The sequence below is a fragment of the Pseudomonas sp. GW821-FHT07F01 genome, from assembly GCF_059418825.1.
Genome location: NZ_JBWKQO010000005.1, coordinates 449,401 through 462,537, shown reverse-complemented (window position 1 = coordinate 462,537; position 13,137 = coordinate 449,401). Strand labels below are relative to the sequence as shown.

General features: G+C 61.3%; 10 protein-coding genes and 1 pseudogene. 4 read left to right on the top strand and 7 right to left on the bottom strand.

Annotated features, from left to right (window positions below; all coding sequences use genetic code 11):
• Positions 1–72: 72 nt before the first annotated feature.
• The 3 genes from AC07R1_RS20480 to secA form a co-directional block, all read right to left on the bottom strand.
• Positions 73–1,017 carry a Nudix family hydrolase gene (locus AC07R1_RS20480; protein WP_125062107.1) on the bottom strand — a complete coding sequence of 315 codons (945 nt, stop codon included), beginning with the start codon at positions 1,015–1,017 and terminating at the stop codon, positions 73–75.
• Positions 1,018–1,132: 115 nt separating this feature from the next.
• The gene (argJ, locus tag AC07R1_RS20475; RefSeq protein ID WP_015636776.1) at positions 1,133–2,350 is read right to left on the bottom strand and encodes a bifunctional glutamate N-acetyltransferase/amino-acid acetyltransferase ArgJ; all 1,218 of its coding nucleotides are present in this window, start codon (positions 2,348–2,350) and stop codon (positions 1,133–1,135) included.
• Positions 2,351–2,470: 120 nt separating this feature from the next.
• Positions 2,471–5,212 carry a preprotein translocase subunit SecA gene (secA, locus tag AC07R1_RS20470; RefSeq protein WP_495110888.1) on the bottom strand — a complete coding sequence of 914 codons (2,742 nt, stop codon included), beginning with the start codon at positions 5,210–5,212 and terminating at the stop codon, positions 2,471–2,473.
• Between the two features lie 322 nt (positions 5,213–5,534).
• Here secA and AC07R1_RS20465 point away from each other — a divergent pair, with 322 nt between their 5' ends.
• Positions 5,535–5,990, top strand: a complete 456-nt coding sequence (locus AC07R1_RS20465) for a DUF721 domain-containing protein (RefSeq protein ID WP_011063036.1) — start codon at positions 5,535–5,537, stop codon at positions 5,988–5,990.
• 14 nt (positions 5,991–6,004) lie between these two features.
• On the opposite strand, the gene AC07R1_RS20460 is transcribed toward AC07R1_RS20465, so the two are convergent.
• Entirely contained in the window at positions 6,005–7,492 is a 1,488-nt protein-coding gene (locus AC07R1_RS20460) for a helicase HerA-like domain-containing protein (RefSeq protein WP_053153471.1), read from the bottom strand.
• A gap of 193 nt (positions 7,493–7,685) precedes the next feature.
• On the opposite strand from AC07R1_RS20460, the pseudogene AC07R1_RS20455 reads away from it, so the two are divergent.
• Together AC07R1_RS20455 and AC07R1_RS20450 are read left to right on the top strand one after the other, a co-directional pair.
• A pseudogene (locus tag AC07R1_RS20455) lies at positions 7,686–8,717 on the top strand (HAMP domain-containing protein); the annotation flags it as partial.
• A gap of 93 nt (positions 8,718–8,810) precedes the next feature.
• On the top strand, positions 8,811–9,575 hold the full coding sequence (locus AC07R1_RS20450; protein WP_370059447.1) for a methyl-accepting chemotaxis protein: 765 nt from the start codon (positions 8,811–8,813) through the stop codon (positions 9,573–9,575).
• Between the two features lie 40 nt (positions 9,576–9,615).
• On the opposite strand, the gene AC07R1_RS20445 is transcribed toward AC07R1_RS20450, so the two are convergent.
• Positions 9,616–9,798, bottom strand: coding sequence for a hypothetical protein (locus AC07R1_RS20445; protein WP_011063039.1), 183 nt, complete (start codon positions 9,796–9,798; stop codon positions 9,616–9,618).
• 68 nt (positions 9,799–9,866) lie between these two features.
• On the bottom strand, positions 9,867–10,715 hold the full coding sequence (gene purU / locus AC07R1_RS20440; RefSeq protein WP_011063040.1) for a formyltetrahydrofolate deformylase: 849 nt from the start codon (positions 10,713–10,715) through the stop codon (positions 9,867–9,869).
• A gap of 346 nt (positions 10,716–11,061) precedes the next feature.
• Between purU and mvaT the strand changes: the two genes are divergently transcribed.
• Positions 11,062–11,436, top strand: a complete 375-nt coding sequence (gene mvaT / locus AC07R1_RS20435) for a histone-like nucleoid-structuring protein MvaT (protein WP_011063041.1) — start codon at positions 11,062–11,064, stop codon at positions 11,434–11,436.
• 104 nt (positions 11,437–11,540) lie between these two features.
• On the opposite strand, the gene sbcB is transcribed toward mvaT, so the two are convergent.
• Positions 11,541–12,968: an exodeoxyribonuclease I gene (gene sbcB / locus AC07R1_RS20430; RefSeq protein WP_011063042.1), complete on the bottom strand. Its 1,428-nt coding sequence runs from the start codon at positions 12,966–12,968 to the stop codon at positions 11,541–11,543.
• Positions 12,969–13,137: the final 169 nt, after the last annotated feature.

The following is a 13,137-nucleotide window of genomic DNA, read 5'->3' as shown; positions in this document are numbered from 1 at the left end:
AAGCGCCCGACGATGCCTCTCAGGCAAGCCTGCTCCCGCAGACCTGGGCCCAGGCTGCCATTGAGGATGTCTTCAATCCTGCGGCCAGAAGGCGCGGATACCCGCTACACCTTGAGCACCCGCTGCCCAGGCCTGCTGGCATTCGGCGGGCCCCACGCCACCCAGCAGATACACCGGCTTGTTGAAACCGCCGATCAGTTGCTCGGCCTGTTGCCAGCCCAATGGCTGTGCATCCGGATGGGTCTGGGTGGGCTGTACCGGAGACAAGGTCACGAAGTCCACGTCCATCTGCTGGGCCAGGGACAGCTCCTCGGCGTTATGGCAGGAAGCCGCCAACCAGCGATCCTTGCCGAACGGCCGCCCGGCGCTGGCGTACTTGCGCAGTTGCGCCGCAGTGATGTGCCAGCCCGCCGAGGGGAAATCCCCCAGCCATTCGAAGGGCCCCTTGAGCATCAGTTGCGCCTTGCCGGCGCACAGGCCCACCGCATCCACCGCCAGGTCGCGGTACTGCGGGTCGTAGCCGCCGGGAGCCCGCAGTTGAATCAGCTTGCAGCCCTGGGCCACGGCTTTTTGCATGCCTCGCAGCAGGGTCGGGGTTTCCAGCCCTTCCGGGGTAATCAGGTATTGGGCTGGCAGACGCGCGGCAGCGACAATCGGCTGATTGGCCGCGGGGAACTCATAGTCGGCCAGCTCACGAGCAGTGACCCAGGCCAGAGGTTGCCCTTCGGCGCCGTGAGGCTCACCGCTGAACGCCGAGACTTCCCAGACATCCAGCAGTACCTGCTTGTCCGGATAATCGTGCTGCACCTTGATCAGCGGGCGCGCTGCGGTGACGACGATGCCCAGCTCTTCCTGTAGCTCGCGGGCCAGCGCGGCTTCGACCGCCTCCCCGGGCTCGACCTTGCCGCCGGGGAACTCCCACAGGCCACCTTGATGTTGAGTATCGGCACGCCGGGCAATCAGGATCTTGCCGCTGGCATCCCGGATAACGGCCGCAGCCACATGTACTCGTTTCACCGCACTACTTCCTCTGCTCAGGCATGTTGGCCAGGCCCTTGCGGGCCGGGCGTTGGATCTGCGCTTCGCCGGCAAGCCGGCTCCTACAGCAGGAGCGGCAACGCCGGCGAGGTTCTTAGGTGCGGTATTCCGCGTTGATCTTCACGTATTCGTGAGACAGGTCGGTGGTCCAGATGGTTTCGCTGCACGCGCCACGGCCCAGTTCGATGCGGATGGTGATTTCTTCCTGCTGCATCACCGCCGCGCCCTGGGCTTCGGTGTAGCTGGCGGCACGGGCGCCACGGCTGGCAATGCAGACTTCGCCGAGGAACACGTCGATCTTGCTGACATCCAGGTCCGGCACCCCGGCACGACCTACTGCCGCCAGGATGCGGCCCCAGTTCGGGTCCGAAGCGAACAGCGCGGTCTTGATCAGTGGCGAGTGAGCCACGGTGTAGCCCACGTCCAGGCACTCCTGGCAAGTAGCCCCGCCGTTGACTTCCACAGTGACGAACTTGGTCGCGCCCTCACCGTCACGGACGATGGCCTGGGCCACTTCCATGCACACCTCGAACACAGCCTGCTTCAGGGCAGCGAACAGCGGGCCCTCGGCCTTGGTGATTTCCGGCAGCTTGGCCTGCCCCGTGGCGATCAGCATGCAGCAGTCGTTGGTCGACGTGTCGCCGTCGATGGTGATGCGGTTGAAGGACTTGTTGGCACCGTCCAGCAACAGATTCTGCAGCACTTCGCGGGAGACTTTGGCGTCAGTGGCGATGTAGCCGAGCATGGTTGCCATGTTCGGGCGGATCATCCCCGCGCCTTTGCTGATGCCGGTCACGGTGATCGTCACGCCATCATGTTGGAACTGGCGGCTGGCGCCCTTGGGCAGGGTATCGGTGGTCATGATGCCAGTGGCGGCGGCAGCCCAGTTGTCCACGGACAGGTCGTCCAGCGCAGCTTGCAGAGCGCCTTCGATTTTCTCTACCGGCAATGGCTCGCCGATCACCCCGGTGGAGTAAGGCAGTACGGCGCTGGCATCGACGCCGGTCAGCTCCGCCAGCTTGGCGCAGGTGCGGGACGCCGCGGCCAGGCCCGGCTCACCAGTGCCGGCGTTGGCGTTACCGGTGTTGGTCAGCAGATACCGCACCGGGCCTTGTACCCGCTGCTTGGCCAGAATCACCGGTGCGGCGCAGAACGCGTTGAGGGTGAACACCCCCGCCACCGTGGAGCCTTCGGCACAACGCATGACCACCACATCCTTGCGCCCCGGGCGCTTGATGCCGGCCGAAGCGATGCCGAGCTCGAAGCCGGCAACCGGGTGCAACGTAGGCAAAGGACCAAGACCAACAGCCATGAATGCGCTCCTCTTATCAGGTGTCTGCACCGTCGTCTCAAAAGACGGTGCCGCAAATGGAAAAACGCCGCGACGGCTGATGCCGTCACGGCGCGGGTGTTTCAGTGTCTGGCGGGGATCTTAGTTGATCTGGCCGTGACAGTGTTTGTACTTCTTGCCCGAACCGCAGTAGCACAGTTCATTGCGACCAAGCTTCTGCTCGTTGCGCACTGGCGCGGTGGCCAGGGCCACATCGACCTCGACGCCCTCTTCCAGGGCTTCCGGCTGATCCAGCCCCGGTGCCTCGGCGTGTTCGAACTGCATGCGCTGGGCCAGAGCCTCGGCTTCCTGACGCAGGCGAGCCTCTTCCTCGGCCGGGTCTTCGCGACGCACCTGGACGTGGGACAGCACGCGGATCGAGTCGCGCTTGATGGAGTCGAGCAACTCGGAGAACAGGGTGAAGGATTCGCGCTTGTACTCCTGCTTCGGGTTCTTCTGCGCGTAACCACGCAGGTGAATACCGTGACGCAGGTGGTCCATGGTCGACAGGTGGTCTTTCCACAGGTCGTCCAGTACCCGCAGAACAATCTGCTTCTCGAAAGTGCGCAGGGCTTCGGCACCGGCCTGGTCTTCTTTCTCGTTGTACGCGGCGATCAGCTCGTTGAGCAGCTTCTCGCGCAGGGTTTCCTCGTACAGGTGATCGTCTTCGTCGAGCCATTGCTGGATCGGCAGGCTGACACCGAAGCCGCTCTGGATGGCTTCTTCCAGGCCTGCCACGTCCCACTGCTCAGGCAGCGATTGCGGCGGGATGTGGGCGCTGACGGTAGCGTTGAGCACGTCCTGGCGGAAGTCGGCGATGGTTTCGCCAATGTTGTCCGCGGCCAACAAGGTGTTGCGCATGTGATAGATCACTTTACGCTGCTCGTTGTTGACGTCGTCGAACTCCAGCAACTGCTTGCGGATGTCGAAGTTGCGGCCTTCGACCTTGCGCTGGGCCTTCTCGATGGCGTTGGTCACCATGCGGTGCTCGATCGCCTCGCCGGACTGCATGCCCAGGGCCTTCATGAAGTTCTTCACCCGGTCAGAGGCGAAGATACGCATCAGGCTGTCTTCCAGGGACAGGTAGAAGCGGCTGGAACCGGCGTCGCCCTGGCGGCCGGCACGGCCACGCAGCTGGTTGTCGATACGACGGGACTCATGGCGCTCGGAAGCGATCACCTGCAGGCCACCGGACTCCAGCACTTGCTGGTGGCGCTTCTGCCAGTCGGCCTTGATCTGGGCGATCTGCTCCGGAGTCGGGTTCTCCAGGGAAGCCACTTCCACTTCCCAGTTGCCGCCCAACAGGATGTCGGTACCACGACCGGCCATGTTGGTGGCGATGGTCAGGGCGCCCGGGCGACCGGCCTGGGCAATGATTTCCGCTTCCCTTTCGTGGAACTTGGCGTTCAGGACCTTGTGCTCGATGCCTTCCTTGTTGAGCAGGTTGGACATGTGCTCGGACGTTTCGATGGTCGCGGTGCCTACCAGCACCGGACGGCCCTGGGTCATGCATTCCTTGATGTCGTTGATGATCGCGGCGTATTTCTCGTCCGCAGTCAGGAACACCAGGTCGTTGTAGTCCTTACGGGCCAGCGGCTTGTTCGGCGGAATCACCATCACCTGCAGACCGTAGATCTGATGGAACTCGAAGGCTTCGGTGTCGGCGGTGCCGGTCATGCCGGACAGCTTGGTGTACAGACGGAAGTAGTTCTGGAAGGTGGTCGAGGCCAGGGTCTGGCTCTCGGCCTGGATATTGAGGTTTTCCTTGGCTTCGATGGCCTGGTGCAGGCCTTCGGACAAGCGGCGACCGGGCATGGTACGACCGGTGTGTTCGTCGACCAGGACCACCTGCCCATCCTGGACGATGTATTCAACGTTGCGGTTGAACAGCTTGTGCGCACGCAGGCCGGCGTAAACGTGGGTCAACAGGCCCAGGTTGTGCGCCGAGTAGAGGCTTTCGCCTTCAGCCAGCAGGCCGACCTGGGTCAGCATTTCTTCGATGAACTGGTGACCGGCTTCGTTGAGCTCGACCTGGCGGGTCTTCTCGTCGACGGTGAAGTGACCGGCCTTGGTGACCTGGCCTTCCACTTCCTCGATGTGCTGCTCCAGGCGCGGGATCAGCTTGTTGATCTCGGTGTACAGGCGGGAGCTGTCCTCAGCCTGGCCGGAAATGATCAACGGAGTACGGGCTTCGTCGATGAGGATCGAGTCGACTTCGTCGATCACGGCAAAATTGAGCTCGCGCTGGAACTTGTCTTCCATGCTGAAAGCCATGTTGTCGCGCAGGTAGTCGAAACCGAATTCGTTGTTGGTGCCGTAGGTGATGTCGGCGGCGTAGGCAGCACGTTTCTCTTCAGGCGGCTGGAACGGCGTGACCACGCCGACGCTCAGGCCGAGGAATTCGTACAGCGGGCGCATCCAGTTGGCGTCGCGGCGAGCCAGGTAGTCGTTCACGGTCACCACGTGCACGCCCTTGCCGGACAGCGCGTTGAGGTACACACCCAGGGTCGCTACCAGGGTCTTGCCCTCACCGGTGCGCATCTCGGCGATCTTGCCTTCATGCAAGGTCATGCCGCCGATCAGCTGCACATCGAAGTGGCGCATTCCCATGATCCGCTTACCGGCTTCACGGGCGACCGCGAAGGCTTCGGGAAGCAGTTTGTCGAGGGTTTCACCCTTGGCGATACGGGCCTTGAACTCGGCAGTCTTGGCACGCAATTGATCGTCCGAAAGGGCCACCATTTGCTCTTCGAAGGCATTGACGATCTGTACCGTCTTGAGCATGCGTTTGACTTCACGCTCGTTCTTGCTTCCAAAAAGTTTCTTTAACAAAGGCGCAAACATATCGGCAGGATCTTCCACACATAGGGTTGGAGGGCGGCCCCGTGAGTCGCCCGAGCAGCCCTCATGGCCGCATGCGAACGAGCATTCTACCCGGAAACGATGGTGAGGAAAGTGGCGTTATTCCACGATGCTGGCACAGCGCTGTGACGGGGCTCACCTAAAATAAGGGCTTTTCGCTGAACTTCAAGCCCATTGACCACAGAAGTTAATGATTACGATCAGCAAAGAACCAGAAATTGATCAAAGTACGAACAAGCGATGGCGCCGGCGTGGCGGGCGCTTTCTGCTACCATGGCGCCTCTGTAACTTCAGGTTTCTGATCATGGCATTTCGCCCCCTTACGGCACGCGCTCCCGCCGTTCTTCTTCGCGAAGCCAAGCCTCTGAAAGCCATACTCGGCCACGCCCAGCGCCTGGCGCATCTGCAGCGCCTGCTGGAAAGCCAGCTGCAGCCGGCCGCTCGCGAACATTGCCACGTTGCTTCCTGGCGTGAAGGCAGCCTGCTGCTGATCGTCACCGACGGCCACTGGGCAACGCGCCTGCGCTATCAGCAAAAGCGTCTGCAACGTCAATTGCTGGAGTTCAACGAGTTCAGCAACCTGACGCGCATCCTGTTCAAGGTCCAGCCGCCGACGGTCCAGCAAGGGGCCGCGGGACACACCATGGACCTGTCGAACAACGCCGCTGAAACCATCCAGGCCACCGCAGAGGGCATCACCGACCCCAACCTGCGCGCGGCCCTGGAGCGCCTGGCCAGCCACGCCAAACCGCGGGGCTGACTCAAGCCTGTACTTCAGCGCCGCTTGCTGCCGCCGAGCAGGGAACCCATCAAGCCCCGCACCAGTTGCCGTCCCAATTGATTAGCCGCCTGGCGCATGGCCGACTTCAATGCCTGCCCGGCAGCCGTGCCAAGGAACTCACCCGCCCGGTCGGCCAGGCTGGGCTCTTCAGCCGCTGCTTTGCCAGAAGGCTGCTGATCCTGCGGTGCCAGCTCCTTGCGCCCCAGCAACACTTCATAGGCTGATTCGCGGTCGATCGGTTTGTCATAGCGCCCCAGCAGCGGCGAACTGGCGATCAGGGCCTGGCGCTCGGCCTCGGTCAGCGGCCCGATCCGCGACTGCGGCGGCGCCACCAGTACCCGCTGGACCATTTCTGGCGTGCCCTTGTCCTGCAAGGTGCCCACCAGCGCTTCGCCGATGCCCAGCTCGGTCAGTACCGCCAGCGCATCGAAGGCGGGGTTGGGACGGAAACCATCCGCCACGGCGCGCAGGGACTTCTGTTCCTTGGCAGTAAAGGCCCGCAAGCCATGCTGGATACGCAATCCCAATTGAGCCAGGACATTGTCCGGCAGGTCCCCGGGCGACTGGGTAACGAAATACACCCCCACACCTTTGGAGCGAATCAGCCGCACCACCTGCTCCAGCCGGTCCTGCAAGGCCTTGGGAGTACCGGCGAACAGCAGGTGCGCTTCGTCGAAGAACAGCGCAAGCAGCGGCTTGTCCGCATCGCCCCGCTCCGGCAGTTGCTCGAACAGCTCGGCCAGCAGCCATAAAAGGAAGGTCGCATAGACTTTCGGCGCCTCATGCACCAGGCGGCTGGCATCGAGCAGATGAATCCGCCCACGACCATCGGCGGCCGGCTGCAGAATGTCCTCCAGCTGCAACGCCGGCTCACCGAACAGTGCTTCGGCGCCCTGCTGCTCCAGGGTCGCCAGGCGCCGCAACAGCGCCTGGCTGGAGCCGGTGGTCATCAACGCAGCATCGTCCCCGAGCAGCTGCGGGTTGTCCTTGAGGTGGTTGAGCAACGCCTTGAGGTCCTTCAGGTCGAGCAGCAACAGGCCTTCGCGATCAGCCACCTTGAACGCCGCATAGAGCGCCGACTGCTGGCTGTCGGTGAGTTCCAGCAAACTGCCCAGCAGCAGCGGGCCCATTTCGCTCAGGGTGGTGCGCAGAGGATGACCGCTTTGCCCATGGATATCCCACAGGGTCACCGGATAGGCCTGTGGTTGATGCTTGAGCCAGGGCATGCCGGCGATCCGCTCGGCAACCTTGCCCTGGGGGTTGCCCGCAGCACCCAGCCCACAGAGGTCGCCTTTGATGTCTGCGGCAAATACCGCCACCCCGGCATCACTGAAGGCTTCTGCAAGGCGCTGCAGGGTGACGGTCTTGCCGGTGCCCGTGGCGCCCGCCACCAGACCGTGGCGGTTGGCCAGGCGCATGGCCTGGGCGATCGGCAGGCCATCGAGGCCGGCACCGATTACGAGTTGCGATGAGTCAGGCATTTTGTCACCCCTGGTTAATCTTTGGCCTTACACGGTCGATATGAATAAATGATGGATCAGAAGTATCTGAAATAAAGGTCAGGTAATTCCCGTGGGATAGATGGAGATATCAGCTTACTTATAACACCGCCCTTCTGTGCGTTTTTCCAACCCGATGCCCTGGACTCAAAGACCTTAGCGGACACCCCAAGCCATGAACAAAAATCTGCGCTTCAGCCACAAGATCCTGCTTGCCGCCTCGCTGATCGTCATAGCTGCATTTGCACTATTCACGCTCTACAACGATTACCTGCAACGCAACGCCATTCGTGATGATCTGGACAACTATCTTCAGGAAATGGGCGACGTCACGGCAAAAAATATTCAGACCTGGCTCGCCGGTCGCGCCCTGCTGATCGAGAACATCTCCCAGTCGGTGGCCCTCAACACGGACCCTGCGAATGTCAGCAACCTGCTGGAACAGAAATCCGTCAGCTCGACCTTCATGGGGGCCTACCTGGGCAACAATGACGGCACCTTCATCATCCGTCCCAACAGCAAGATGCCGGATGGCTACGATCCTCGCGCCCGCCCCTGGTACAAGAGTGCCGAAAGCAGCAGCGGCTCGGCCCTGACCGAACCCTATATCGACCTGGCGTCCGGCCAGTTGGTGATCTCCATCGTCGACAGCGTGATCAAGGCCGGCCAGAGGATCGGTGTGGTCGGCGGCGACCTGAGCCTGCAAGTAATCACCGACAGCATCAATGCCCTGGACTTCGACGGCATGGGCTACGCCTTCCTGATCAGCGCCGACGGCAAGATCCTGGTGCACCCGGACAAGAACCTGGTGATGAAGACCCTCAAGGACGTCTACCCCCAGGACACCCCCAAGATCAGCAGTGAACTCAGCGAGATCACTGTCGATGGCAAGCCGCGCATTGTCACCTTCACCCAGATCAAGGGCCTGTCCTCGGTGAACTGGTACATCGGCCTGTCCGTGGACAAGGACAAGGCTTTCGCCATGCTCAGCGAGTTCCGCACCTCGGCGATCATCGCCACCCTGACGGCCGTGGCCCTGACCATTGCCCTGCTGGGCCTGCTGATCCGCCTGCTGATGCAGCCGCTGCACGTGATGACCCGGGCCATGCAGGACATCGCCGATGGCGAAGGCGACCTGACTCGACGCCTGAACATCCATAACCAGGACGAGTTCGGCATCCTCGGCACCGCCTTCAACCGTTTCGTCGAACGCATCCACGGCTCGATCCGCGAAGTGTCCTCGGCCACCGAGCACGTCAACGAAGTCGCCCTGCGCGTGGTCAGCGCCTCCAACTCGTCGATGCTCAACTCCGACGAGCAGGCCAGCCGCACCAACAGCGTGGCCGCCGCCATCAATCAGCTCGGGGCCGCCGCCCAGGAAATCGCCCGCAATGCCGCCCAGGCTTCGCAACAGGCCAGCGATGCGCGCAACCTCGCCGAAGACGGCCAGCAAGTGGTGGATCGCAGCATTCAGGCGATGAACCAACTGTCGGACATGATCAGCGCCTCCAGCAGCAACATCGAAACCCTCAACAGCAAGACCGTGAACATCGGGCAGATCCTCGAAGTGATCACCAGCATTTCCCAGCAGACCAACCTGCTGGCCCTCAACGCGGCCATCGAAGCGGCCCGGGCCGGCGAGGCAGGACGCGGCTTTGCCGTGGTTGCCGATGAAGTGCGCAACCTGGCGCACCGCACCCAGGAGTCGGCGCAGCAAGTGCAGGGCATGATCGAGGAGCTGCAAGTGGGCGCCCGCGAATCGGTGAGCACCATGAGCAACAGCCAGCGCCACAGCCAGGACAGCGTGGAAATCGCCAACCAGGCCGGGGAACGACTCAACAGCGTGACCCAGCGCATAGGCGAGATTGACGGCATGAACCAGTCGGTGGCCACGGCGACCGAAGAGCAGACCTCGGTGGTGGAGTCCATCAATATGGACATTACCGAGATCAATACGCTGAATCAGGAAGGCGTGGAAAACCTCCAGGCTACCTTGCGGGCCTGCTCCGATCTGGAGCAGCAGGCAGCACGCTTGAAGCAACTGGTGGGCAGTTTCAGGATCTGAAAGCGCCCAACGCCCTGTCGCCGGCTAGCCGGCGGCAGGCTCAAGCAGGCTTGGGCCGGGATGGCGCCTGGGGTTCCTGCTGCAATTGCTCCCACAACTGCGCGGCATCGGGAAAATCGGTGCCGTCGTCAGGGCTCAACTCATCGGGGTCATAACGGCTCAGGCAACCTTCGCCGAGGGTGGCGGGTGCCTTGGACGTGGCTTTATCCAGTGGATCGGTCATCGGGCTGACCTCGTGATGTGCAAAACCAGGAGCGGGGTATTGAACCCCCGCGCCTGGTTTTTTTTCAATCAGAACACCACAGTCTTGTTGCCGTGCACCAGCACGCGGTCTTCCAGGTGATAGCGCAGGCCGCGGGCCAGGACCATTTTCTCCACGTCACGACCGAAACGCACCATGTCCTCGATGCTGTCGCTGTGGCTGACCCGCACCACGTCCTGCTCGATGATAGGACCGGCGTCCAGTTCCTCGGTGACGTAGTGGCAGGTTGCGCCGATCAGCTTCACACCGCGCAGCGAGGCCTGATGGTAAGGCTTGGCACCGACAAAGGATGGCAGGAAGCTGTGGTGGATGTTGATCACCTTGTGCGCGTACTCGCTGCACAGCTCCGGCGGCAGGATCTGCATGTAGCGCGCCAGCACCACCACTTCGGCGTCGTGCTGCTTGACCAGGCGCGACACCTCGGCGAAGGCCGGCTCCTTGTCCTGCGGGTTGACCGGCACGTGGTAATAAGGAATGCCGTGCCACTCGACCATGCTGCGCAGATCATCGTGGTTGGAAATCACGCAGGCGATCTGGCAATCCAGCTCATCGCTGTGCCAGCGGTGCAGCAAGTCGGCCAGGCAGTGGGATTCGCGGCTGGCCATCAGTACCACGCGCTTTTTCTCGGCGGTATCGGTAATGCGCCAGTCCATCGAGAACTCTTCGGCGATCGGCGCAAAGGCCTCGCGAAAAGCCTCCAGGCCAAAGGGCAGTGAATCGGCACGAATCTCGTGGCGCATGAAAAACCAGCCACTGAGATTGTCCGAGTGGTGGCTCGCTTCGGTGATCCAACCGTTGTGGGAGGCTAGAAAGTTACTGACTTTGGCAACGATGCCAACGCGGTCAGGGCAAGAAATCACCAACCGAAAGGTGCGCATGGGGGGGAAACTCCAGAACTTCGCAAAGGTCGCCATTCTAGCGATTGCGCGACAAAACTGCAGTATTCATTGCATCCAGCGCCCCGGGTAGATCACCAAGGGCCGCCCCGGCCCGGCTTAGCGGCCGCTACTCCAGGCGCCGTAATGGCACTTGTAAATAGTGCTTAACTAGTTTGTGAATAACCGGCCCGAATGCATCAACCTATTAAATAGCGAAATGTCTTTTACGCCTAAACACACTAAGAGAGACGAATAAAACAGCGGTATTATGTTTACTTGCTCAAACTCCCTGACTATTATTGCGACACTGTCACCCAGCCACTCAGCGCTCAATAAGGTAGTCCTCATGTCCCTGATCAACGAATACCGTGCCACTGAAGAAGCCATCAAAGAACTGCAAGCGCGTTTGAAGAACCTGTCCCAAGACGACAAACTGAAAGCCGAACTGGAGTTCGAAGGCAAACTGCGCAGCCTGATGGGCGAGTACTCCAAATCCCTGCGCGACATCATCGCCCTGCTGGATCCCGACTCGAAAGTTAAAGCACCTCGCGCCGCGGTTAAAACCACCGGCACCAAGCGCGCCCGTAAAGTTAAACAGTACAAGAACCCGCACAACGGCGAAGTCATCGAAACCAAAGGTGGCAACCACAAGACTCTGAAAGAGTGGAAAGCCAAGTGGGGCGGCGACGTGGTAGAAGGCTGGGCCACCCTGCTGGGCTAAGCCTCTCCGTTGAGCGCCCGGGCTTTGCAGCCCTACAGAGAAAACGCCAGCATGCTGGCGTTTTTTTATGCCCTGGCAACCCGCTCAAGGAGCGGGGCCGCTGCTCAAAGAGCCAGGCGCCTCGTCAGGGCCTGCACATAGTCCTGCCATTGATCCAGAACCTGACGCTGCATCGGGTCCGCACTTAACAACGATTGCTCAAGCCCTTGCCGGAAACTTTCCAGGGTATTGGGAGCACCGAGTTGCGGATCTAGCAAACGCTGCTGACAAAAAACCAGCCAACGTTCTTGCTCGGCTTTGTTCAATGTTTCTGGAAAGTTGCGGGCACGGTAGCGAAAGAGTAATTCCGGCAAGCGCTCATCATCGAATGGCCATTGTTGCTGGGCCAAGTGCAACGGGTCAGCCTCACGTACTTGCTCACACAAACGCCGGTCACGGTCACCAATAAAACCGTCGTACAACTGTTGCTCCGGGTCATCGCTTGCGGCAAATTCATCCGGGCCATAAATCACCGAAAGTTTATCCCGCCAAACTTCTTGAGCTTCGCTCAAGGCCACAGCCCGACGCTGATATAGCTCCATGTCCAAGTGCAGCCGCTGTTGATCTTCACTGCGCAGAACACTCAATGGCGCCACGACCGGGCAGCGATTGATATGGATGAGTTTCAACGGCACCGGCAACTCGCCTTCGAGCAGATCTTCCCGGCGCGTGTACAAACGCTGGCGCAGGGTTTCGGCGTCCAACTCCAACAGCCCCTGAGGGTCCAGGTGCAGGTCGCAGACAATCAAGGCATTGCGATTGCGTGGATGCCAGGCCAGGGGCAGGACCACGCCGATGTAGTGGCGCGCCGCAGAAAAGCGCCCGGAGATGTGCACCATGGGTTGCAACAGGCGGACCTGATCCATCACCCGCTGCTTGCTGCGCAACTGGAACAGCCAGTCATAGAGTCTGGGCTGTTTGTCGCGAACCAATCGCGCCAGAGCGATGGTCGCCCGGACATCGGACAGCGCGTCATGGGCCTGGCCGTGATCGATGCCGTTGGCTGCGGTCAGGCGCTCCAGCTTGAGGCTTACCTGCCCCTGCTCCTCGGGCCAGACGATCCCCTGGGGGCGCAACGCATAAGCCGTGCGCACCACGTCGATCAGGTCCCAACGGCTGTTGCCGCCCTGCCACTCCCGGGCGTAGGGATCGAAGAAATTGCGGTACAGGCTGTAGCGGGTCATCTCATCGTCGAAACGCAGGGTGTTGTAGCCCACGCCGCAGGTCCCGGGGCGCGCCAGTTGCTCGTGCACCCGGGTCATGAAATCCGCCTCCCCCAGGCCTTGTTCGGCCAGACGGCCAGGGGTAATGCCAGTGATCATGCAAGCCATCGGATGGGGCAGGATATCGTCGCTGGGCTGGCAGTAGAGGTTGACCGGCTCGTCGATCTCGTTGAGTGCCAGGTCGGTGCGGATGCCGGCCACTTGCAACGGGCGATCACAACGCGGATTGATGCCGGTGGTTTCGTAGTCGTACCAAAAGAGGGAAGTCACGGCCTGTTCCTGAACTGAAAGACCGCCGCAGTCTAGGCGTTCAGGCGCCGTCAGGGCCAGCCGCACGAACCGGGGCGAAGGCATTGGACTTGGCGAATTCGTAGTTAATGATGTCGTTTGCCCCTCAGACACTGCTAGCATCGGCGCTGGATTTTTTACCAGACCAAGC